The organism is Leptospira abararensis (assembly GCF_016918735.1).
Classification (GTDB): Bacteria; Spirochaetota; Leptospiria; order Leptospirales; family Leptospiraceae; genus Leptospira_A; species Leptospira_A abararensis.
This window is the reverse complement of sequence record NZ_JAFFPR010000007.1, coordinates 178797-200213: the sequence shown is the minus strand read 5'-3', so window position 1 is coordinate 200213 and position 21417 is coordinate 178797. Positions and strand designations below refer to the sequence as shown.

At 41.2% G+C, this 21417-nt stretch carries 24 protein-coding genes and 1 tRNA gene; 15 read left to right on the top strand and 10 right to left on the bottom strand.

All coding sequences use genetic code 11. The features are described from left to right. Positions 1–135: 135 nt before the first annotated feature. On the bottom strand, positions 136–1125 hold the full coding sequence (locus JWG40_RS02225; protein WP_205284233.1) for a PAS domain S-box protein: 990 nt from the start codon (positions 1123–1125) through the stop codon (positions 136–138). A gap of 95 nt (positions 1126–1220) precedes the next feature. On the opposite strand from JWG40_RS02225, the gene JWG40_RS02220 reads away from it, so the two are divergent. Then, positions 1221–1877 carry a hypothetical protein gene (locus tag JWG40_RS02220; protein ID WP_205284232.1) on the top strand — a complete coding sequence of 219 codons (657 nt, stop codon included), beginning with the start codon at positions 1221–1223 and terminating at the stop codon, positions 1875–1877. A 792-nt stretch (positions 1878–2669) separates the two neighbouring features. Here JWG40_RS02220 and JWG40_RS02215 read toward each other — a convergent pair. Genes JWG40_RS02215 through JWG40_RS02205 form a run of 3 tightly spaced genes read right to left on the bottom strand, consistent with a single transcriptional unit; the run spans position 2670 to position 4577 of the window. Continuing rightward, positions 2670–3410: a UDP-galactose-lipid carrier transferase gene (locus JWG40_RS02215; RefSeq protein ID WP_205284231.1), complete on the bottom strand. Its 741-nt coding sequence runs from the start codon at positions 3408–3410 to the stop codon at positions 2670–2672. Continuing rightward, on the bottom strand, positions 3407–4162 hold the full coding sequence (locus JWG40_RS02210; protein WP_205284230.1) for a polyphosphate kinase 2 family protein: 756 nt from the start codon (positions 4160–4162) through the stop codon (positions 3407–3409). The genes JWG40_RS02215 and JWG40_RS02210 overlap by 4 nt, the downstream gene beginning before the upstream one ends. Before the next feature lie 58 nt (positions 4163–4220). Beyond that, entirely contained in the window at positions 4221–4577 is a 357-nt protein-coding gene (locus JWG40_RS02205) for an HIT family protein (protein WP_205284229.1), read from the bottom strand. 32 nt (positions 4578–4609) lie between these two features. On the opposite strand from JWG40_RS02205, the gene JWG40_RS02200 reads away from it, so the two are divergent. The 4 genes from JWG40_RS02200 (at position 4610) to JWG40_RS02185 (ending at position 6557) form a co-directional block, all read left to right on the top strand. Further along, complete coding sequence (locus JWG40_RS02200) at positions 4610–5452, top strand: hypothetical protein (RefSeq protein ID WP_205284228.1); 843 nt, start codon at positions 4610–4612, stop codon at positions 5450–5452. An 18-nt stretch (positions 5453–5470) separates the two neighbouring features. Then, positions 5471–5545: transfer RNA gene (locus JWG40_RS02195), tRNA-Arg, on the top strand. Positions 5546–5960: 415 nt separating this feature from the next. Next, positions 5961–6284 (top strand): toxin, encoded by a 324-nt coding sequence (locus tag JWG40_RS02190; protein WP_232369106.1) that lies wholly within the window; start codon positions 5961–5963, stop codon positions 6282–6284. Next, positions 6285–6557 (top strand): antitoxin, encoded by a 273-nt coding sequence (locus JWG40_RS02185; RefSeq protein WP_205284227.1) that lies wholly within the window; start codon positions 6285–6287, stop codon positions 6555–6557. It abuts the gene before it with no gap. A 6-nt stretch (positions 6558–6563) separates the two neighbouring features. Here the strand turns inward: JWG40_RS02185 and JWG40_RS02180 are convergent, their stop codons facing one another. Continuing rightward, complete coding sequence (locus JWG40_RS02180) at positions 6564–6998, bottom strand: hypothetical protein (protein ID WP_205284226.1); 435 nt, start codon at positions 6996–6998, stop codon at positions 6564–6566. A gap of 315 nt (positions 6999–7313) precedes the next feature. On the opposite strand from JWG40_RS02180, the gene JWG40_RS02175 reads away from it, so the two are divergent. The 3 genes from JWG40_RS02175 to JWG40_RS02165 are packed head-to-tail and all read left to right on the top strand — an operon-like array spanning position 7314 to position 8670. Beyond that, a complete protein-coding gene (locus tag JWG40_RS02175; RefSeq protein ID WP_205284225.1) occupies positions 7314–7784 on the top strand; it encodes a MarR family winged helix-turn-helix transcriptional regulator in 471 nt (156 codons plus the stop codon). An 11-nt stretch (positions 7785–7795) separates the two neighbouring features. After that, positions 7796–8215, top strand: a complete 420-nt coding sequence (locus JWG40_RS02170; RefSeq protein WP_205284224.1) for a DUF1398 domain-containing protein — start codon at positions 7796–7798, stop codon at positions 8213–8215. A gap of 20 nt (positions 8216–8235) precedes the next feature. After that, positions 8236–8670, top strand: coding sequence for a hypothetical protein (locus tag JWG40_RS02165; protein WP_205284223.1), 435 nt, complete (start codon positions 8236–8238; stop codon positions 8668–8670). A 61-nt stretch (positions 8671–8731) separates the two neighbouring features. Here the strand turns inward: JWG40_RS02165 and vapC are convergent, their stop codons facing one another. The 5 genes from vapC to JWG40_RS02140 all read right to left on the bottom strand — a co-directional run bounded on the left by vapC (position 8732) and on the right by JWG40_RS02140 (position 12700). Next, positions 8732–9130: a type II toxin-antitoxin system tRNA(fMet)-specific endonuclease VapC gene (vapC, locus tag JWG40_RS02160; protein ID WP_205284308.1), complete on the bottom strand. Its 399-nt coding sequence runs from the start codon at positions 9128–9130 to the stop codon at positions 8732–8734. Continuing rightward, positions 9127–9357, bottom strand: coding sequence for a ribbon-helix-helix domain-containing protein (locus JWG40_RS02155; RefSeq protein ID WP_002987196.1), 231 nt, complete (start codon positions 9355–9357; stop codon positions 9127–9129). Before JWG40_RS02155 ends, vapC begins: the two co-directional genes overlap by 4 nt. A 130-nt stretch (positions 9358–9487) precedes the next feature. Beyond that, positions 9488–10099, bottom strand: a complete 612-nt coding sequence (locus tag JWG40_RS02150) for a hypothetical protein (RefSeq protein ID WP_205284222.1) — start codon at positions 10097–10099, stop codon at positions 9488–9490. Further along, positions 10100–11593: an NAD(P)H-hydrate epimerase gene (locus tag JWG40_RS02145; protein WP_205284221.1), complete on the bottom strand. Its 1494-nt coding sequence runs from the start codon at positions 11591–11593 to the stop codon at positions 10100–10102. It lies immediately after the preceding gene. Next, positions 11594–12700, bottom strand: a complete 1107-nt coding sequence (locus JWG40_RS02140; RefSeq protein ID WP_205284220.1) for an LIC_12708 family protein — start codon at positions 12698–12700, stop codon at positions 11594–11596. A 132-nt stretch (positions 12701–12832) separates the two neighbouring features. Here JWG40_RS02140 and rimP point away from each other — a divergent pair, with 132 nt between their 5' ends. Genes rimP through pnp form a run of 7 tightly spaced genes read left to right on the top strand, consistent with a single transcriptional unit; the run spans position 12833 to position 21394 of the window. Then, the gene (rimP, locus tag JWG40_RS02135) at positions 12833–13321 is read left to right on the top strand and encodes a ribosome maturation factor RimP (protein ID WP_232225873.1); all 489 of its coding nucleotides are present in this window, start codon (positions 12833–12835) and stop codon (positions 13319–13321) included. A gap of 4 nt (positions 13322–13325) precedes the next feature. Further along, positions 13326–14723 carry a transcription termination factor NusA gene (gene nusA, locus JWG40_RS02130; RefSeq protein ID WP_205284219.1) on the top strand — a complete coding sequence of 466 codons (1398 nt, stop codon included), beginning with the start codon at positions 13326–13328 and terminating at the stop codon, positions 14721–14723. A 15-nt stretch (positions 14724–14738) separates the two neighbouring features. Beyond that, positions 14739–17486: a translation initiation factor IF-2 gene (infB, locus tag JWG40_RS02125; protein ID WP_205284218.1), complete on the top strand. Its 2748-nt coding sequence runs from the start codon at positions 14739–14741 to the stop codon at positions 17484–17486. 10 nt (positions 17487–17496) lie between these two features. Next, positions 17497–18039, top strand: coding sequence for a 30S ribosome-binding factor RbfA (gene rbfA / locus JWG40_RS02120; protein ID WP_205284217.1), 543 nt, complete (start codon positions 17497–17499; stop codon positions 18037–18039). A 36-nt stretch (positions 18040–18075) separates the two neighbouring features. Next, on the top strand, positions 18076–19005 hold the full coding sequence (gene truB, locus JWG40_RS02115; protein ID WP_205284216.1) for a tRNA pseudouridine(55) synthase TruB: 930 nt from the start codon (positions 18076–18078) through the stop codon (positions 19003–19005). 26 nt (positions 19006–19031) lie between these two features. After that, positions 19032–19298: a 30S ribosomal protein S15 gene (rpsO, locus tag JWG40_RS02110; RefSeq protein ID WP_002973902.1), complete on the top strand. Its 267-nt coding sequence runs from the start codon at positions 19032–19034 to the stop codon at positions 19296–19298. A gap of 5 nt (positions 19299–19303) precedes the next feature. Next, positions 19304–21394, top strand: a complete 2091-nt coding sequence (gene pnp, locus JWG40_RS02105; protein WP_205284215.1) for a polyribonucleotide nucleotidyltransferase — start codon at positions 19304–19306, stop codon at positions 21392–21394. Positions 21395–21417: the final 23 nt, after the last annotated feature.

Below are 21417 nucleotides of genomic sequence, written 5' to 3'. Positions count from 1 at the left end.
AACATTCTAGCAGATAAAAAAAAACTGTATGTATACAGTTGAAAAAATAGAAAGTATACAGTTTGAAATATTCCCGATTTTGTAAACTACCGAATTTTCGGTGTGTGATATAAATTGGATAATCTGCGATTTAGATTATTTAGAAAGGCTAATGGCTGTTCTTTTTACAATATCACAAACCATACTGTCTAAGTCTTTTGCCGATTTTCGCAAATAAGAATAAATTTCACTAGCGGTATCTTCGGGCATCCCTGATTCCAAAAGTTCAATCAGACCTAAAATGTTAGTTAGTGGACTTCTTATCTCATGAGATTGGATTCTCGCAATTTCCTTCAATTCATAGATTTGGTTTTTGATTTTATTGTCAGCTAACAGTTTTTCTGTGATATCCACAATGATTGCGGAAACGTAGTTTGTTTGGTTAACTACAAAGCCATTCAAACTCACTTCCACTTGGATTTCTGTTCCATCCTTTTTAATTGCTGAGGTAACTTGATTTTTTCCGATTCGCATGGGTCTTGGAGCTTGGAAATATTCAGCTAACAACCTATCGTGACCTTCTCTATGTTTGATAGGAACAAGAAGTTCTACTGATTGACCAATCAGTTCTTCCTTCAAAAATCCAAATGTATTTTCTGTTTCTATGTTACAATGAACAATTTTTCCTTTTTGATCCACGATAAGGATGGGATTGGGTGCGGATTCAATTAGGTTTCTGAATTTTTGTTCGCTCTCCGAAAGTGCAATTTCCATTTTTTTTCTAACATCAATGTTTTTGGCACGAAGGCAAACTCCAAATAAGGTCTTTTCCTTGTTGTAAGTTGGATTCATTTTGTATTCGAACCAAATGGATATTTCGTTAAGACTGGCAAGCCTTTCGATGGTGACACCCTTTCCGGATATAGCTTTTTGAAATAATTCGAAAAAAATTTCTTTGTCTGTTGCTGTAACAAAGTTACGGTAGTCATCCCCAATTTTCAGAACTTTTCCAGAGTATGTATGGATGGTATCTTCTAAATTCTGGTTGAAGGCAAGAACCGAATAATCAAGACCCATCAGAACAATGGCATCGGTGGAGTTGTCTAAAACCATTTGTGCATAATTGACCGATGGATCCAGAATCATTGAGTATATGCTTTTCTTACCTTCTTGTGCGTAAATCAGAAAAAGAATTTAATTTTGTATTGCGATAGGTTTCCCTGTGGGAGTGTTATGGTTAGGTGATTCGATTTTCGTATTCTTTCTTATTTGTAGCACTTCTGTCGGTCGTTAGGTGTATCGGTTTTTTTGAGAAAGAAAACACTAGATTCGAACTTACAAATGCCGACTACGGTTATTTTAAATTCAAAACATCCCTATACGATGGGAATCTTTCCATTCGTACAAAAATTTTTCAAGATCCAAACAAATGTTATAGTGATTATGACTGCCATCCCACTGACCTAATCACGGAATCAGGCTTTCTAACTCCTTCCCGCCAAAGTCTCCCCATTGCATTAAATACTGGCTCTTACTATGCAATCTCCCAGGTAAGTTACGGAGAAGGTTCCTTTCAAAATTGTAAATCTAGCGATTTGAAAATTTATCATGGGTTTCAATTTAAGGAACCCTTCGATCCATTTCATCCATTAGAATTCTATCTAAAAGATTCTTGTAAATGGATCGATGAAAACAAAGCCATTTGTCCTCCTCTCCAAATATCCAAAAAAGGCGTTTTGGAATTAGAACTCAGTAGGGGAAAAATTCGATCAAGTCATTATTCCCTTCTTCATTGGGTTGGCCCCTCTGTCCTTTTTCCGTTTGTATTTTTTTATTGTGGTCCCGTTTCGGAATATTTTGATTTTGTGGATTTGAAAATTTACAGTTATGAGAATTAATGTGAATTGTTGAGTTTGCAAGTTAGCTCATCACATTTCCTAATGCATTCTTTTCTCAGGTATAGTTGAGTGAGTCCTTTGTTAAACCAAGACCTTTTTACAATTTCAGGACATTCTGCTCTGCACTTATTTTTTTCTTCGCATTCGTCATGATTATATCCATTCATCTGGTTCAAATAATAAGGATGGATTCCTTTTTCCGGATCAAACGCCTTTTTTGGGTTCGGTAAAAGTGGAAACAAACTAGTAAAGACGAAGATGAGAAAAGGACCTGGCAAAGTAAATCGCATAGAGATACTATTCATTTCAATTTATCCTGCAAAATTTGAAACCTTTAATCGAAATTGATTTAAAAATAATTATTGATCAAAAAATAAAATTTAGTCCATTTGCCTAATGAAGAAACTAAATCTATTTTATCTATGTATTGTTTTTGTAATATTTATTTTTGTTAACTGTCGTAATCAAAAAGAAGAAGATAAAACAACAGAAAGGCGGGGAGAATCTTTTCTTAATTGTTATTTAGTTCAAAAAAACAATGCTCCCGAAAAATCTGATGAAATAATTTTCCAAGAATGTATTCCCTGTTATGCTCAAATTTGCAATTTTCCGCACCTCTTATAGAAATTTTTGGTTATTACATTCTGATCTTTCGTGAAATAGCAGTATACTGGTAAAGGCCAATTGAAAGATTTTTAACTTGGAAAAATGAATATGCCTTATTTTTCATCTAATATTACTCGTTAAAGATTACATATCTTGGAATTGAAGCGGTCTTGTCCGATTCAACATTCATTTGAGTTCTTCCTCAAGTCGGTTGCAGACGGCTTCCAAAATCATGGTTCTGGCAAAGTATTTGTCATTGGCCGGTACCAAAAACCAAGGAGCTTTGGGGGCATCGGTTTTTTGAAACATTTGATTTGCGGCCTCTTCGTAAAGAGACCATTTATCTCGATTCCTCCAGTCTTCTTCTGTGAGTTTCCAACGTTTTAGGGGATCATTTTTTCTTGTTTCGAAACGTAACAATTGTTCCTCGGAAGTGATATGAAGCCAAAACTTGATGACGATGGTTCCAAAACTCAAGAGTTGTTCCTCAAATAAAAGGATCTCTTCGTAAGCCCTTGACCATTCCGATTCAGTAGCAAAGCCTTCCACTCGTTCCACAAGAACACGACCGTAGTAAGATCGATCAAAGATTCCGATATGGCCTTTTTGGGGAATTCGGTTCCAAAACCTCCACAAGTAGTGGTGTTGGATCTCTTCTGAATTAGGTGCTGAGATATTATGGACTTCAAATAATCTGGGGTCGATCTCTTGGGTTAGACGCCGAATCGCACCCCCTTTGCCCGCAGCATCCCAACCTTCAAAAACAAACAATACGGGCCTATCTTTCTCTTTCGATAAGAATGTGAGTTCCCTGATTCGATTTTTTAATACCTTCATTTTCGCTTGGTATTCTTCAGGTGGTAAGATTTGTTTTTGGTCTAACTGGTTTAAATGTAAGATTCTATTTTGAGAATGGTTCTGTTTCATGGGATAAGCTCCATTCCGTGATTGATTGACTGGAGTGCGAGGCGAGAGTCGTATTCCAGGATTTTTTCCAATCGTTCGAGAATGGCTTCGAAGACTAAGAGTTTTGTATCTTCCTTTTTCTCACTTGTGATGATTTTCCATGGGGAGTCAACGGTTCGAGAAGAATTCAAAATAGAATCGAAAATCTCAAAGTAACGGTTGTAATGTTCTCCTTGGTCTTTATCAAAAGCAGAAAGTTCCCATTCTTTTTTCTTTTTTTTAGAATCTTGCAGGCGTTTCTTTTGGTCTTTTTTAGAAATATGCAAAAAGAATTTATGAACGATGATTTTGTCTTTGGAAAGAATCCGTTCCGTGTTCAGAATCGAAAGTAGCCTGTGGTCGTATTCAGAAAGGTTGATTTTTTTCTCAGATCGAAGGTATGCCAAGCGACTATAGTAAGTATTGAGATAAAACAAAAACTCACCGTAACGAGGAACCACTCGCCAGAAATTCCAAAGGAAGGGATATCCTCTATCTTCTGATTGATGGACATAGGGAGAATACACCTTAAACTTTCGCGGATCCAAACGAATGGTCAAGGATTGTAAAATGGATCCTTTTCCAGTCGAAGAAAATCCCTCTATTAGAAAAATATGAGCAATCTTTTGTTTATAACTTTCTCTCTGTAACAAAAAGAATCGTTCCTGTAAATCCGTAAGGTCACTTGTCGAATGTTTGGGAATTTGGTTGATCGGATGTCTATCTAAAACCACAACCGAAGATTGTAAGTAAAAATCTAAAAAAACCTATTCTTTTTTTCCGATTCCTCTTTTACATGGGCCTCGGAAAACCGGGACCTGTGGCTTTGGCGATATGATCGATTCCTTTATCCTGGTTTTGGTAACGCGGAATCAAATGCACATGAAGATGAGGAACTTTCTCTGCAATGGCAACTATGTACATTTTTTCCGGGTTGTATTCTTTTAAGATCTCCGTTGCTTTATGTAAAGCACGCCCATAAGTTTCAAACTCGCTAAGCCCCAACCCAAACCATGACTCCACATGATTGCGGTGTTCCATGTAGAGATACCCTTCCAGGTTTTGGTCTGCTTTTCGGAGGATCCAGTTCTCGTTTTGAAAGAGGATTTGGGTTTCATTTTTATGGGCTTCACAGATGGGACAGTTCATCATTCTTCCCATTTTGGCCGATACATAAAGAGATGAGAATCTATTTTTTAATCCTCCTATTCTTATCTTTGGTAGGTGCCGAACGGAGTTTTGCGCAAAGCCAAACCGATTCTTTGGATCCATTTACTGAATTCATTTATTCCCTTTCTGAAGTTGTCTTTTCCAACCCATTTAGGAAAGAAGAAACTGAGATTCGCAAAAGAATCATAGAAACCAATAGCGGAGAGGTAAGAGACCTTCGTATCCAATTAAAAAATCTTCTTCGTTCCCATTTGGTCACAGCAAACGATGTCAAAACAAAGAACCAAAAACTCACTGCTTTAACCGATGTACTCGAAGAACTTCCAAGTCTTGGGGGATTTTTATGGAAAGAAGAAACGGGAACGGTCTACCAATGGGGAGATTGGTCTGATTTTTACGAAGATGGGTTTAGCAAAGAGAAGTTAAGACTCGAAGGCCAAATTCCCTCTTTCCCTTATGATAGGGGAACCGTTTATTTTTTCTTAAAGAATCCCCCCGGTTCCTTTCCAGCAGAATTCAGTTTTCTGGGATGGGAGTCTCGTTTTTATGCCTTTGGTGACGAAGGATCTTTGCGCTACACCAATGATTTTCATTTAGATCCTTCTGAAAGGCTCGGTGACTTTCGAAAAGCCTTTGATTCGATCCGTAAAAAATTCCCAGGTTCTCAGATTATCACGGCCAATGACTTAACTATCTTTATCGTCCCAGGGGAGGCAAAACCAATCTATTACGTTTTCCTACTCCTTCGATTTTTTCTTATCGGTTGGACCATCCTCCTTGCCCTCTACATCATTCGTATGAGCCTAAGCCCTCCAAAAAATCATTTGCCCGAAGACAGCCCCCACCTATCCTGACATTACATCCAACACCATGCCCTGGTAGTTCAACGGATAGAACATCGGTCTTCGGAACCGACAGTGGGGGTTCGATTCCCTCCTGGGGCACCAAAATTTTCCTAAATTAATTCAAAATTCATCTAACTAAAGAAAGTTGAGAATCGAACAGTTTTGTGAGCCAAAACGTTGCGACCCATAGGGAGCAATGGTTTGGACAAGCCGACCCGGATGGGAGTCAGGCGAACAAAACCGTGCCTCAAAGCGCAGGCAACACAGGAAGTGTTGGCAGCGGCGAGGTCGATTCCCTCCTGGGTACGAAATTTTTCCCTGGGCGAATCCCGAACCCATCTCCTGAAAAAACATAACAACCATTTGGCGATCCATTCTTTTTAGTTCATCGGGACCGGGCTACTCTGGGGTGCGCTCACGCTTCCGTCTGACATACGTCAGACCAAGCCCGCCGTATCCCTTTCGCTTAGTCTCTTTTATCCGACATCTCATTCTATTTCCATAGAACGAAACCTTGATGTATTATGTATTGACAAAAGGCACACTTGAATGTGGTATTGGAAAAGTGAATTTTGATTGGGATCATCAAAAGAACAAATTACTGAATTCAGAGCGAAATATTTCCTTTGAGCGAATCGTGATTGAAATAGAAGCTGGGCAAATTCTAGATATTTTGGAACATTCCAATTTTGAAAAATATCCAAATCAAATAATCATCATCGTAAATATCGATGGTTATGCTTGGATTGTTCCGGCAATCGAAAACAGAAGTTCTTTTTTTCTGAAAACGGCATATCCTTCCAGAAAATACTCGAAAATTTATTTTCCAGAGGTGGACTAGATGAAACTGAAACTAACTAAAGAAGAAAAGGAGTTAGAACTTTCATTAAAAAAAAATGAATGGAAATCTATTTCTAGTAAGACCGTTTATTTAAAAAAACTAAAGTCTGCTGCCAAAAATACGTTAGCCAAAGACAAAAGAATGAATATTCGTATTGCAGGTAAAGATATCCTTTTGTTGAAAACGAAAGCTCTCGAGGTTGGGATTCCTTACCAAACCTTAGTTTCTAGTATCTTACATCAGTATGTTACAGGAAAACTGAAAGAACAATAGTTTTGATCATTGGTAGTCACTTGGTTTGAATTCCATAGAAAAGATATATTTCCCCATCCGATCTCGATAGGAATAAACCAGTGTCACTTGGTTATCGCGGAAAAGTTTCATATCGGGACTTGACTTAATGGCACTCAAAATCGCCGGGAATTGGTTTTTTTCTAGTTCTGGAATATCAATTTCCGAAGCAGAATAGGCGATGAGTGTATAGTTGTATTGAAATCGTTTTTCTGGAAAAACAGCTACGTTGTCTAGTCTGGTGTCTTTGTCGACAGTTTGCGGACAATTCCCATTGATGTCATTTGCCGTCGATCGAAGTAAATCTTCAAAGCTATTGTCATGCTTCCCAAAATGCGCAAATAAAAACTTAAAACCAATCATAGAGATCACCAGGGTTATTGAAAAAATAATTGTTTGTTTTTTACTCAGTGATTGGTTCATAGATTTCTTATGATAAGACATCGCGATCAGCTTTTTTAATTTTATGGATACGTTTTGTCAGTTATCTGTAATATGAATCACTGTAATTTTTTGAATAGAAAAAAAATTTTCTTTTGTTAGTTGAAACATTAAACCAATATCATTCAGAATCCATTAACGACCTTAGGTAAAAACTGGTATTCCCATTTTAGACGCTAACTTCAGCCGTGAAATTTTCCACGCCTTGCATTCAAATTTTTCCGTATTTCCTAATTAATAGACATTTCCTAAATTAATTTCCTTGACAATAGTTTCCTAGGAAACTATTGTTCATTTATGAGAAAAAAGGAATACCCCTCGCCAAGCCACCTAAAATCTCATATTGGGTATCGATTGCGGATTGTCTCCAATGCAGTCTCCCATTCTTTTGCGAAGAAACTGGCAGCTCTCGATGTCACGGTAGCCGAATGGGTCATCCTTCGGGAAATGTACTCCCATGAAGAAAACACATCTCCCGGTGTCGTGGCGGAGATCACAGGGCTTACAAGAGGTGCCGTTTCCAAACTGATTGATCGTCTATTACACAAGGGCCTTGTGACACGTGCGGAATCATCGGGGGATAGGCGTTACCAAGACATCAGGCTCACACCCAAAGCGGCCAAACTCATTCCTAAACTATCCAAAATCGCCGATGAAAATGACGCAGCTTTTTTCTCGGAGCTTTCCCAAACCGAACGAGAAGTTCTTATGAAAACACTCATCAAACTAGCAGAGCTAAATAAACTGAAAACAAACCCAATCGAATGAGGAAAAATTCAATGACAAGTCTAACAACAAAGCTTACCGATGCACAAAAATTGGCGATGTCTATCCGCCCCAAAGTAGGAGGTTTTCCCGTCCTTGCGGAAGTCCTTCGGAGTGCCGGAGTACAAAGTAACCGCTGGTCACTCCCATCCTGCCAAGCGGTCTATCAAATGAAAGAGGGGGCAGTAGTCCAACAAGGAACTCCTCTTGTCACCGGTGTTTTTGAGATCGCGAACTTTGACAGGGACGCTCTCATCACAGCACTTCGCACGGACCAAGAAGGCCGAAGCACTTTCCCGGAATTTCTGAAAGCAGCATGGGAGGCGGGAGTCATCGGTTATGATGTAGACTTCGCTTTTCGTAAGGTGGTCTACTATGGTGTGAACGGGGATAGTTATTTGGAAGAGTATCCAGCGGTTGCGGTAAACCGATAATAAAAAAAAAGGAACTTAGAATGATACTCATCGGCGGGGTTTTCCCCGCTCTGCTTCTAGGAATGGGAACCGTCATTATGAAGCTAAGTCTTCGTGCGGGAATTAGTTTGCCCCTTTATTTGGTTTTTGTGGGGTTATCCATTTTTTGTTATGGAATTGTCTTTGCTTTTCAAAGTGGAATGAAAGAAGTCACTTTAAGTGGGGGACTCTTTGCTTTTCTTATGGGCCTTTCCTGGTCTACAGCCATCTATTGTATGAGTTATGGCATTTCGGTCTTGAAGATGCCCGTATCAGTCATTGCTCCTCTTACACATTCCAATGCAATCGTTGCGGTCATCTTAGGGGCTATTGTATTTTCCGAATGGAAAGACTTGAATTTATTAAAAGTTTTCATCGGAACAATGCTAATTGTTCTAGGAGGAATCATTGTATCCAGTTCTATAAGAACAACCTAAGATTTATATATTTATGATACTTCCTTTTTTATAATACTGCTATACAGAGTAATTGCTTATACTAGATCCAATTTTCTAATTTAAGGGATTGAATTCTCGAGAATTCTTTTTGATTATTTGTGACGAGTATTCCATTATTATTTAATACGATTGAAGCTATAATCAGATCGTTTGGACCAATTGATAATCCCTTTAATTCTAAATTGGAACGAATTTCAGAATAGATTTCGGATTCTGTATCATTAAAACCAATAATTTCAAAAGGATCTACGAAATCTAAAACAATATCCCTGTTTTTTTTGGGGTTTTGACTTTTTAGTGCACCTAATAAAAGTTCTGCTTTTACTATAGAAGGAATTTTGATTCGATTTGGATTAAGTTTTTTAATGTTATTTTCAATATTAATATTTTTGCCTTTAAGAAAGTAAATACATATGTTTGTATCTAAAAAATAGTTCAGAAAGCTTCTCTCTTACTATCATCTTTAAAACTTATTGGATCAGGTTTATTGAAGGATTTATCATCAATAGAACCATATAATTGAAAAAAATTGTCAGGCCATTTTTTCTCAAAGGAACTTTGTAGTTTTCCTTTAACCCATTGCGATATAGAAACTTTTTCCTTTTTTGCAGCTAATTCAATTTTTTTGAGTGTATCTTGATCTAAATATAATGATAACTGCGGCATTTCAGTCTCCTATTAAAAGCTTGATGCAAGTATATGTGCAAGTATGTTTGTGTCAATTCTATTTTCAGACATTGGAATTTCTTTTATTTTGATTCATTTTGTAATTGTTTACATAACACTATCTATGCATCTACTTATACGGTTTTTGTTTGATTTGAAATGTATAGGTTCTATCTTCCGAATGGATGAGCACCTGGGAATAAAATCCTAAATCCAGGGATCGAAACTTGGATCGGAAGATGGAAGCCTCTTCATCAAAGATTTCTTTGCGGCAATCGACAACCAAGTCCTTCCATTTTTTTTTGGAAACCGAATGGTATAAAAATCCATTGGCCTGCGAAGGAATCGTTCTTGGTTCCCATTGGATTGTTTCTTGGAAACACAATAGACCTTGTTTGGTTTGGATGCGAAATTCCGAGGTCCATTTGGGACTTGGAAATTTTACTTCGTTCTTAGTATTGTTTTCAATAAATAAAAAATAACCTTGGAACAAATCATCTTCTTCTCTCGAGAGACTTAAGTAGGTTGGGTATCCGTCTACGATCTGTTTGTCGGACTGGGTAAGGTTTTGAAAACTTCCTGGATTTAAGGCACGAAATCCTATATAAAATATCAGAATCACTAAAACCAAATCGATGAGGATGACAATCTGTCTCCATCTGGTTTTTTTATTCTTATCACCGATTTGTTTGAGGTATTCGCGAAATTCTTCGGGCGAACGAGAGTGGTATCCTTTTCCCATCTAAATCATCTCCACAAGAGATTTTAAGATTTGGTGGGCCGAAGGATAAGGTTCTTCCAATTGTTTGGAATGGTCGAGTAAGGAAAGTGCCAATAGCACTGCCTCTGGAATGGGAAGATCCAAACTCAAATACCGAGCAAGGATTCCTGAAAGTAAATCTCCCGTTCCCATCGTTGCCAATTTCGGATTGGGTGATTCCCAAACATAAGAAGATCCATCGGGACAAACCAGTAAACTTACAAAGGATTTGAGTAGCACATAAACATTGTTTTGTGGGCAATATTCGATTAATGTATCATAGGCGGCCTGAACCGAGTGGTGGGTAAGGCCCGTCATTCGATTTAGTTCTCCCACGTGAGGTGTGAGAAGGATTTGATTTCCTTTGGGAAGTGGATTCCCTTTTGTGGGAATGGCACCGGCATCTAAAACCAAACGTAGACCTTCTGGAACTCTCCATCCACTGAGATCATTGGGATACTGGGTAAGGCCAGGGCCCACAACCATGGTCTTAGTTTTTTTTAAAAAAGGATCTTCCAGAGTTTCCGCAAGGGAACTAGTTTTCACCATTTTGGAAAGATCTTCTTGGAATACAAAAGAGTTGATTTTGAGAGAGGGGGAAAAAATTTTACTAATCCCACCACCAAGCCTTGAGAAGGCCTGTTCGGAAAGTAAAATAGCTCCTTCCATTCCCTCCGATCCCCCGTAAAAAAAGGCAGAACCCGCACTGTATTTATGGTCTTTGTTTTTACGTTTGATGGTAGAGAGGGCCGATTCGGGATTGGGTTCTAAATAATACCGATTTGAAAATGTATCCTTGTTTAGATGGGTACGAACCGGAAATCCAATCGCTTCATAGTATCTAGGAATGATGGAGTCTTTTTCATAAATAAATCCAATGTTTTCCCATTTCCTAGTTCCCAGTTCCTCAATAGAGTCGGCAAAAACAAAACTATGTTTCCCCGATCCCTTTTCTCCGAGTGCATAAGGATTCCAACCACTCGCTGTATCCAGGGACAAGCGGTAAAAAAACACCTCACTTTCATTGATGGTATCAATTAGTTCTTTTAGTTCTTCTGAAAGAGGATTTTGGAATCCGGTTCCGAGTAGGGCATCCACAAGTAAAACAGAGTCTTCTTCTGCCTCTTCCCATTCTTTATAAAAATCTACGATGCTTCCAATGGCTCCGATTGTTTTTTTTGCAAGGCCCTCGTAAAATTTTCCCGCTTCTGATTTGTTAGGGGAGGTGGCAAAACAACGAACGTCGTACCCTTCTTGGAAGAGAGTATGGGCTAGGGCATACCCATCTCCACCATTTCCCCCTGTGCCACAGAGAATCCAAATGGATTCTGCCGTTTTCCAAAGGTCTTCATTCGCATGAAAAACGGAAAGGGCAGCCATTCCCATTAGGGTCTCTTCATTAAACCCCAATTCCTTGGTTGTAAGAGAATCTATTGCTTTCGATTCTTTGTTTGTGAATAAGGGTTTTTGTTTCATTTAGATCCAACGATACACTTCAAGGGCACCGGCACGAATCCGAACGGAATAAATATTATCAAAAGCATCTGTATAGGTTTCTCTCCACTGGCCACGTGGGGTAGAAAAAGGAATCCGTTTGTTATTGATATGGTTTCCTTCTTTATCATGGACTTGGAGTCTTGCCGCATTTCCACCGTCTTCGGTTTCCCAAATATAAAACTCCCCATTGTTTCGAATGGAAAATAATATCTCAGAAGGGTCTTGGATCTCTTTTAAAAATTCTGAAGATTTGGAATCAAAAACAAAACGAAAAATCCTACGGAATTTAAAACGTTTGTCTTTTTTTGAATAATAACTAAAAGATCCGAGAACATACTCTCCTTCTGGATGAGGTAGGAGTTTGTCGAGAGTGATGTCATATTCTTTGGCATCATTACTAGCAAATACATCGAGGCCCGACTCTTTTAGATTTCCTTTCAGTTCTCCTTCTTCAAAATAAGAAAGTCGCATTTCCTCTGCAATGCGGTGGTAAACAAATAACTTTTCTCCTTCCCCAGGCAAAATAAACTCAATGTAACGGAATGGTTCCGAGTTTTTCCCAGAAGCCCCTAACATAAACTTCACGACTCCTTTTTGGGAGATTTGTACAAGAAACGAGGGAAGGACTGTCGCTCCTTGGGTGGAAAAAGCACCACTGTAGGTTTTGTATAAATTTTCTTGGCCGGGGGGAAGTTCCATTCCCTTGGTGGAAATTCTGTTTTGTACGATGAGGTCTCCGTCTTCGTTCATGGCAACAATCCCAATCCCACCAAATCGAAACGGGTAGTGGGGAATTCCGGAAATGGATTTAAAATCCGGGTTGCCAAGAGTGGCATCAAGCCTTCCGTTTCTATCAAAAAGTTTGATTACTGCTTGTTTATTGTCCGCAAGTGCACTAATATTAGAAGAATTGGGAATGGTGAGTGGGACATTGGTGAGTACTTGGTTCACCACAACGCCTTCAAAACTCTCATTGGTCCCACCGAGAGGAATGCGGAAGAGAATTTCTTCTTTTAAGTTTTCCACACGGAAACGTAGGCAGGATACGGAAACGAAGAGGGTGAGGAAAAGAATAAGGGTTCGCATGGTGCAACATCCATTCCCTAATTTTTTATTTACAGGACAACTCGCTTTTCCTAGCTTGACAGTAGACATGTTAAATTTTAGCATGAGCTGGGTCTCTTATACAGATTCCTATTGGAATCTTTTGGAAATGGTTTGGTATATACCGAGGAAAACATCAGAGAACTTATTTTACGCGTTCTCGCTCCACCTCTAGCGCTTTTTTCGCTCCAAGTACAGAATCGGAAAAACCACGCCCTCATTGAGATTGAACTTGATCATCTCACAGACAAAACTGGCTCGGCTAGTTTGGAAGACTGTGAGAATGTTTCTAGGAGACTCAAAGAGGAACTGGATTTATGGGGAGAGGAATTTGATTTCACTCTCCAAGTCTCCTCCGCGGGAGCAGAACGTGTTTTGCGTCTGCCGGAGGATTTAAGTCGTTTCCAAGGACTTTTAGTCAAACTAGAAGTACCGCTGGAAGCAGGAAAATGGGACAAACGATTGTATCGTTTGGGACCGGTTTCGGGGGATTCAGTTGAGCTTACGCTTTACGATCGTAAAACTCGACACAAAAAGAACCAAAAATCGGTATCTATGCCCATCGCAGAAATACGAAAGGGAAATTTGTATTTAGAAATTTAAGACTATGGCGACAAAACAAGCAACGAAAGAAACTGGGCTATTCGAAGCCATCCAACAATTCTGTCAGGACAAATCTCTTGATAGAGAACTCGTACTCGGTGTCATCCGAGACTCACTCCTTGCCGCCTATCGCAAAAAAGTCGGTTTAGAAGCGGAGACAGATGACCGTTGCCAAGTAGACTTCGGTTCCGATAACAAAAACGAAATCATCATCTCTGTCCTTCGTGACGTGGTAGAAGATAAAACAACAAACCCTCTAGAGATCTCTCTAGAAGAAGCAAGTAAATTGGATCCTGCCGCACAAGTGGGAACCCAAATGCGTGTGTTTGAAAAACCGCAAGACCTCTCTCGGGTCCTTTCCAGCCAAGCGAAACAAATGGTTTTCCAGCGCCTCCGCGATATGGAAAAGGAATTACTCTACCAAGAGTATAAATCCAAAGAGGGAGAACTCACTCACGGGTACTTCCAACGTTGGAAAAAAGACATCATGTCTATCGACCTCGGTAAGGTCGAAGGGATCATGTTAAAAAAAGATCAAAACCCTGGCGAAAAATACCGCCAAGGCGATCGAATGAAAGCCATCATTTCTCGAGTAGAACTTCGCCCCCGTGAACCAATGCCTGTCATCACACTCTCTCGTGCCTCGGGTGACTTTGTGAAAAAACTCTTCGAGATGGAAATTCCCGAAGTGTATGATGGAATTGTAGAAATTCGCGATGTAGCTCGTATCCCGTCTTACAGAACTAAGGTGGTTGTGACCACAAGTAAGTCTGATGTGGATCCTGTGGGAGCTTGTGTGGGAATGAAGGGGGTTCGGATCCAAGCCATCGTAAGAGAACTCGGAAACGAAAGAATCGACATAGTTTTACATTCAGACGAACCAAGTATTTTTATCGCCAATGCCATTTCCCCTGCCAAACCAGTGGAAGTGCATGTGGACAGAAAGAGGGGAGATGCCCTAGTCATTGTTCCTGATGAATCTCTTTCTCTTGCCATCGGAATCAACGGATCCAACGTAAAACTGGTATCCCAACTTTCCGGTTTCAAAATCGACATCAAAACAGTATCCCAATACAACCAGGAACTGGCTTCGCCGGAAGCTCGCGAAAAACTGGATCGACTCTTCAATGCCCAACAAGAGGCAATGGAAGAATCAGAAGACCAATATAACGAAAGCGGAGACGAGGAAGAAGAGGATTCTGGATTCACTCCACTTTCCGAAGTTCCAGGTCTCACCCCAAGGATCGTTGGCCTTCTCGAAGCCGGCGGGATCAAAAACGTGGAAACCCTTCTCGAGTTCAGCCAAGAGGAACTTTCGAAAATTTCCGGAATCGGGAAAACGACAGCGGAACAAATTTTACGTCTGCTTCGTGAATCTATCGAATGGGTAGAAGAGGGTTAAGTTTTAAGGCATAATATGGAAGAGCAAAAATCGATTAAAGAAACCCTCCAGCAGGGAGCCAGTGGTGACAAAACCAAGAAAAAACTTGTCATCAAAAAGAAAGCGGCACCTGCAGATGAGAAAAAAGAATCCAATTCTGGTTCACAAGCAGCGGAAGCAATTAAAACTTCTTCCTCTTCTTCGGACAAAAAAAAGGATTTGAATGAACTCATTCGTGAGGAAGCCAAAAGACAGGGACTCGGTTCCGGTCCGCAAGCTCCTTCCCAAGCATCCCCCATTGTGTCTCGTCCGGATAGAAAACCGGAACCACAACCAGAACGAGAGAGACCTCCCATGGATCGCAAACCCGAATCCATTCTCTCCGGGGATACCTCTTCTCCTAACTACCGCCAAGGCGGTGGTCCTGGCCAACAAGGCCAAGGTGGGGGAAACCCAGGTTATTTTAGAAAAGAAGATCGTAACCCGATTGTATCAAGACCAACCACTCCTCGTCCCCCTAGACCGGAAGGACAAGGGACTGGATACCAAGGAAACCGCGGGCCAGGACAGGGCGGCGGATACCAAGGAAATCGTGGCCCTGGACAAGGTGGCCCTGGTGGATACCAAGGAAATCGTGGACCTGGACAAGGTGGCCCTGGCGGATACCAAGGAAATCGTGGACCTGGACAAGGTGGCCCTGGCGGATACCAAGGAAATCGTGGACCCGGACAAGGTGGCCCTGGTGGATACCAAGGAAATCGTGGACCCGGACAAGGTGGTCCTGGTGGATACCAAGGAAATCGCGGCGCAAGACCCATTGGTCAAGGTGGTCCGGGTACAGGAAGACCTCCTGGTGATGCTCCCTTTGGTGCTCCGGGTGGACCTCCAGGTGCCGGTGGCCCTGGTGGTGCTAAAAAAAGAGTCTTTGATAAAGAAAAAGGCGGAAGGGAAGAAAACGAAAACACTAAGTTTTTCAAACAATCCTTTCGTAAACAAAAAGCTCAGGCTGCGGCTCTTGCTGCTGTACCAAAAGAAATCTCCATTTTGGAAAACATCCAAGTGGGAGAGATCGCTAAAAAACTGAATTTAAAACCTGGCGAAGTCATCAGTAAACTCATGAAAATGGGGATGATGGTCACCATCAATAATGTGATCGATGCCGAAACTGCTTCCATCCTTGCGGACGATTACGGCTGTAAGGTGAAGATTGTTTCCCTCTACGATGAAACTGTCATCGAAGAAGAAAAAGATGCACCAGAAGACTATATCACTCGTCCTCCAGTGGTTACCATCATGGGTCACGTTGACCATGGTAAAACCAAACTTTTGGACACCATTCGATCGTCTCGAGTGGCAGAAGGGGAATCGGGTGGGATCACTCAGCACATTGGTGCCTACCAAGTAGAAACCAATCGCGGAAGGGTAGCTTTCCTCGATACTCCTGGTCACGAAGCCTTTACTTCCATGAGAGCACGTGGTGCCTCGGTCACTGACATTGTAGTGCTTGTTGTTGCCGCAGATGATGGGGTTATGCCTCAAACCATCGAAGCCATCAATCACGCCAAAGAAGCAGAAGTGCCAATCATTGTTGCGGTAAACAAAATTGATTTACCAGCAGCAAACCCGGAGAAGGTAAGACAAGAACTTTCCAACTACGGATTACAACCGGAAGAATGGGGGGGAACTACCATCTTCTGTGATATCTCTGCTAAAAATAATATAGGAATTGATAAACTCCTCGAGATGCTTCTCATCCAAGCAGAACTTCTCGACCACAAGTCCAATCCAAAACGAAAAGCCAAAGGAACCATCGTCGAAGCAAAACTCGATCCAGGTCGTGGTGCTGTGGCAACTGTCCTCATCCAAAACGGAACCCTCCGTGTCGGTGATGCCTTTGTTGCCGGAGTTCATGCAGGTCGCGTAAGAGCGATGTATGACGATCTTGGTCGTTCGATTAAAGAAGCAGGTCCATCCTTTCCAGCACTTGTGACTGGTCTTGATGGAGTGCCGGATGCAGGAGCACCATTTGATGTGGTGATCGATGACAAAGAAGCCCGGACCATTTCTCATAGCCGTCAAGAGTATGAAAGACTAGGCCAATCGAAAAATGCGGCTACTCGTGTCACACTCGACAACATGAGCGAGATCATCAAACAAGGGGCTTTGAAAGAACTCAAAGTAATCATCAAAGCGGACGTTCGCGGATCTACAGAAGCGGTAAAAGAAGCCCTAGAAAAACTTTCTACGGCAGATGTTCGCCTAAACGTAATCCATGCAGGAACCGGTGCGATTGTAGATTCCGATATCATTCTGGCATCTGCATCCAACGCGATTGTGATTGGTTTTCATACACGTGCGAATCCAAAAACAGTTTCTCTTGCAGAGAAAGAAAAAGTCGAAATCAAATACTACAGTATCATTTACGATGTAGTGAACGAAGTGAAAGCTTCCATGGAAGGAATGCTCGAACCTGAAAAAGTAGAAAACATCATTGGTAAGGTTGAGATTCGTGATGTATTTAAAATTTCAAAAGTGGGTAACATTGCAGGTTGTATGGTCAAATCCGGTAAGGTCACCAAACAAGCGCACGTTCGAGTCATCTCGAGCGAAACTGGTGAAATCACTTGGGAAGGTAAGATCAAAAACTTGAAACGTATGAAAGATGACGTTCCAGATGTTCTGACTGGTTTTGAGTGTGGTATCTTACTCGATGGATTCAATGACTTTGTTGTGGGTGATGAGATAGAAGCTTACGAGATCCGAGAGATTGCTCGTAAACTTTAAGGCGGTCTAAATGAATCCCATTCGAATGAAAAAACTCGAATCGGAGATCATTCGCCAAATCTCCACAGCAATTTTAGCAGGCAAGGTAAAAGACCCTCGGGTCTTTTTGCCGAGTTTCCATCGGATTGAGATCAGCGAAGATCTGAAATATGCAAAAATTTATTTCACTGCTCTTTGTAATAACAACGAAAGAAAAAAACTCACACAGGGACTTGTTTCTTGTGCGGGTTTCCTTTCTTCTTTTGTAGGAAAGATCCTCCATCTTCATACCAATCCCAAGTTTAGTTTTGTCTGGGACAATAACTACATCAAAAGTTTGGATGTGATCCGTCTCATCGATGAATCTGCCCCCAAAACTTTGTTTGAAGAATTACATGCAAATGAAGATGATTCGGAATCAGAAGAGGCTGCGGATGCGGACGAAAACGAAGATCGTTTGGATTCGAATTCTGGCGAATCGAATGCTGATGAAGATTTGGAAACATCCACTAAGGATTCGGAAAACGATACCGATTCCAACTCCAACTCAAATTCAAATTCTAAAACCACATAGTTATATTTCTGTAATCATTGTTAGGTGATTTGTCCTATGTCTAAAATCTACCAATCCGGATTTTTATTTGTCTACAAACCACCTGGAATTACAAGTTCCGATTTAGTTTTAAAAACCAAACGCCTTCTCAAACAAAAGTCTGTCGGCCATACGGGAACTCTTGACCGGTTTGCCGAGGGCCTTCTCATTTTGCCCTGTGGTGACTACACTGCTTTCTCCCAAGTCTTTCTTGGAAAAGACAAAACCTATTTTGCGGAAGTGGTCGTCGGGCTCCGCACTGATTCTGGAGATCCTGAGGGAATTGTGGAAGTGGATGAAAGAGAAACCTCCAACTCACATTTCGAGTCTGAGTATCCCATCGAACGATTGGAAGAGGAGCTCAAAGGGCTTACCAAACTCAAATCTCAAAAAGCGCCCAAAATTTCTGCCCTCAAAGTCGGTGGCAAACGCCAGTCGGATCTCGTTCGAGAAGGGGCCATTGTGGAAGAAAAAGAAAGACCCATTTCAATCTACGAAGTATCCGAGATCCAAAGGACAGAGGCCGGATTTTCCTTTCGGATCCATGTGAGTTCTGGAACTTACATTCGTAAAATTGTCTTGGATTTATCGGACAAGTGGGGGATTCCCCTGTCTCTCGGACGACTTGTACGCGAATCCATAGGCGAATACGATTTGAACGGGGTCAAACCTTTAGAGGAAATTACGCATTTGGACCTTCGCACCTGGAAGGAAGTATTCCCGCTTCCCCTCCGCATTGCCGACGAGGCGGAAAAAAAGGCCGTGATCCACGGGGGTTACATTTGGGACAAACTCCCTAAGGCGGATGAAAATGGGTTTTATATCCTAGACTTTGACGAAACCACCATCCTTGCCTGGTGTTCCTACGACGGGAAACCGGATCACATTCCCTACCGATACAGAAAAGTATTTTTTGACCCTTCCTTAAAAATTATGTTTTCTAAATGAGTCCTTCTTAAAATCTGGATACTGTTATGATCACAAAAGAACAAAAACAGCAGATCATTGCTACTTTCGGTAGCAAACCAAACGACTCAGGTTCTGCAGAAGTACAAATCGCTCTTCTCGACTCTCGAATTAAAGACCTTACTGAACACTTCAAAGCTAATAAGAAGGACTTCCACTCTCGCCGCGGACTAATCGCTATGGTGAACCAGAGAAAGAGTTTGTTGGAATACCTAAAACGTTCCAACCTCGAAAGTTATAAAAAGCTGATTGAAAAACTCGGCCTTAGGAAATAAATCCTATGGCTACAGAGTTGACTGGTACTTGGGGTAGAGACTCTATCACCATTGAGACCGGCAAGTGGGCGAAACAAGCTCACGGGTCGGTTGTATACAAAACCGGAAATTTAGTTCTACTTGCCACAGTTTGTGCGGCAGAAGAACCAAAAGAAGGACAAGACTTTTTCCCACTCACTTGCGAATACACTGAGAAAGCCTATTCCGTAGGACGTTTTCCTGGTGGATACTTCAAACGTGAAGCAAAACCTGCAGAACACGAAGTATTACTTTCCCGAATTTTAGATCGTCCCATTCGCCCTATGTTTCCAGAAGGATACTTCTCTGAAGTACAGCTTCTAGTACAAGTTTTATCCGCAGACAAACAAGTTTCTGTCCAAGGACATGCGATTAACGCAGCTTCGGCGGCACTTTCTGTTTCTTCCATTCCTTTTGCAGGCCCGATTGCGGGTGCTCGTATTGGAAGAATCGCTGGTGAATTCATTCTTAACCCCACAAACGAAGAGATCACAAGATCTGATTTGGATTTGGTAGTTGCTGGGACAAAAGATGCCATTGTCATGATCGAAGGGGAAGCAAGCGAAATCTCTAAAGAAGATATGATGGCAGCTCTCCGTTTTGCCCAAGAACAACTCAAAATTGCAGTAGAGATGCAAGAGACTTTAGCGGCAAAAAATGGAACGGTGAAAAAAGAAGTCGTTCTAAAAACTCCCGATAAAGAACTTCTTAAAAAAGTTCGTGAGTTCGCCTACGACCGTTTGGCGGCTGCAAACAAAAATTCTGACAAAGCAAAACGTAATGATGACATCAAAGCCATCAACAAAGAAACAGTAGAACATTTTAAAACTCTACTGGCTCCAGAAGACAAATCAAAAGATATCAAACATTACTTACATGAATTGGAATACGAAGTGGTCCGCGAACTCGTGCTAAACGAAGGAATTCGTTTTGACGGTCGTAAAACCAACGAAATTCGTCAAATTTCTTGTGAGATTGATGTCCTCCCTGGACCTCATGGTTCGGCAGTATTCACTCGTGGACAAACTCAATCCCTTGGGGTTGTGACTCTAGGAACTACTTCTGACAACCAAAGATACGAAACTTTGGAAGGTTCGAAAGAAAAGAACTTTATGTTGCATTACAATTTCCCTGCATTCTCTGTTGGGGAAGTTCGCCGTAACTCAGGTCCTGGCCGTCGTGAAATTGGTCACGGAAACCTAGCGGAACGTGCGATTAAAAAAGTACTTCCGACGCAAGTAGATTTTCCTTATGTGATTCGCATTGTTTCTGAAATTTTAGAATCGAATGGTTCTTCTTCTATGGCTTCCGTTTGTTCGGGAACCTTGGCTCTTATGGCTGGGGGAGTTCCGATTTCTGGTGCCGTATCTGGAATTGCGATGGGACTTTTTAGTGATGAAAAAGGTCGATTTGCCGTTCTTTCTGATATCGCCGGAATCGAAGACCACTTCGGGGACATGGATTTCAAACTCGCAGGAACCAAAAAAGGGATCACTGCATTCCAAATGGACCTTAAAGTCAATGGACTTGGTTTGGAAGTGTTACAAAAAGCCATCGAACAAGCAGAAGTGGGTCGCGATCATATCCTTGGGGAAATGAACAAAGCAATTTCTTCAGTTAAAGGCAATTTGAGTTTAAATGCACCACGGATTACTCTAAAACAAATTCCTAAAGATCGTATTGGCGAGCTCATTGGTCCTGGTGGTAAAATGATCCGTGCGATCATCGAACAATCGGGATCTGAGATTTCTGTCGATGACACAGGAAAGGTAACCATTGCCTCTCCAAGTGAAGAAGCGAAAGAAAAAGCCATTGCCATGATTGATGGAATCTTTGAAGAAATCGAAGTAGGAAGGATCTATGATGGTGTCATCAAACGAATCGCCGACTTTGGTGCCTTTGTGGAAATTTTGCCAGGAAAAGAAGGCCTCTGCCACATCTCTAAACTAGATGTGAAACGAGTGCAATCGGTTCGTGACATTGTTACCGAAGGGGACAAGATCCAAGTAAAGGTGATTTCCGTTGATAAAATGGGAAAAATCGACCTTTCCAGAAAGGATGTTCTTCTAGACAACTAAACAGTCCCCAAACAATTGTTTGG

Excerpts from the sequence above, each read along its gene's own strand:
- JWG40_RS02225 (WP_205284233.1), bottom strand. The coding sequence starts at position 1,125 with ATGATTCTGGATCCATCGGTCAATTATGCACAAATGGTTTTAGACAAC.
- JWG40_RS02215 (WP_205284231.1), bottom strand. The coding sequence starts at position 3,410 with ATGAAACAGAACCATTCTCAAAATAGAATCTTACATTTAAACCAGTTA.
- JWG40_RS02205 (WP_205284229.1), bottom strand. The coding sequence starts at position 4,577 with ATGAACTGTCCCATCTGTGAAGCCCATAAAAATGAAACCCAAATCCTC.
- JWG40_RS02200 (WP_205284228.1), top strand. The coding sequence starts at position 4,610 with ATGAGAATCTATTTTTTAATCCTCCTATTCTTATCTTTGGTAGGTGCC.
- JWG40_RS02190 (WP_232369106.1), top strand. The coding sequence starts at position 5,961 with ATGTATTATGTATTGACAAAAGGCACACTTGAATGTGGTATTGGAAAA.
- JWG40_RS02185 (WP_205284227.1), top strand. The coding sequence starts at position 6,285 with ATGAAACTGAAACTAACTAAAGAAGAAAAGGAGTTAGAACTTTCATTA.
- JWG40_RS02180 (WP_205284226.1), bottom strand. The coding sequence starts at position 6,998 with ATGAACCAATCACTGAGTAAAAAACAAACAATTATTTTTTCAATAACC.
- JWG40_RS02175 (WP_205284225.1), top strand. The coding sequence starts at position 7,314 with ATGAGAAAAAAGGAATACCCCTCGCCAAGCCACCTAAAATCTCATATT.
- JWG40_RS02170 (WP_205284224.1), top strand. The coding sequence starts at position 7,796 with ATGACAAGTCTAACAACAAAGCTTACCGATGCACAAAAATTGGCGATG.
- JWG40_RS02165 (WP_205284223.1), top strand. The coding sequence starts at position 8,236 with ATGATACTCATCGGCGGGGTTTTCCCCGCTCTGCTTCTAGGAATGGGA.
- JWG40_RS02155 (WP_002987196.1), bottom strand. The coding sequence starts at position 9,357 with ATGCCGCAGTTATCATTATATTTAGATCAAGATACACTCAAAAAAATT.
- JWG40_RS02150 (WP_205284222.1), bottom strand. The coding sequence starts at position 10,099 with ATGGGAAAAGGATACCACTCTCGTTCGCCCGAAGAATTTCGCGAATAC.
- JWG40_RS02145 (WP_205284221.1), bottom strand. The coding sequence starts at position 11,593 with ATGAAACAAAAACCCTTATTCACAAACAAAGAATCGAAAGCAATAGAT.
- JWG40_RS02140 (WP_205284220.1), bottom strand. The coding sequence starts at position 12,700 with ATGCGAACCCTTATTCTTTTCCTCACCCTCTTCGTTTCCGTATCCTGC.
- nusA (WP_205284219.1), top strand. The coding sequence starts at position 13,326 with ATGGCGACAAAACAAGCAACGAAAGAAACTGGGCTATTCGAAGCCATC.
- infB (WP_205284218.1), top strand. The coding sequence starts at position 14,739 with ATGGAAGAGCAAAAATCGATTAAAGAAACCCTCCAGCAGGGAGCCAGT.
- rbfA (WP_205284217.1), top strand. The coding sequence starts at position 17,497 with ATGAATCCCATTCGAATGAAAAAACTCGAATCGGAGATCATTCGCCAA.
- truB (WP_205284216.1), top strand. The coding sequence starts at position 18,076 with ATGTCTAAAATCTACCAATCCGGATTTTTATTTGTCTACAAACCACCT.
- rpsO (WP_002973902.1), top strand. The coding sequence starts at position 19,032 with ATGATCACAAAAGAACAAAAACAGCAGATCATTGCTACTTTCGGTAGC.
- pnp (WP_205284215.1), top strand. The coding sequence starts at position 19,304 with ATGGCTACAGAGTTGACTGGTACTTGGGGTAGAGACTCTATCACCATT.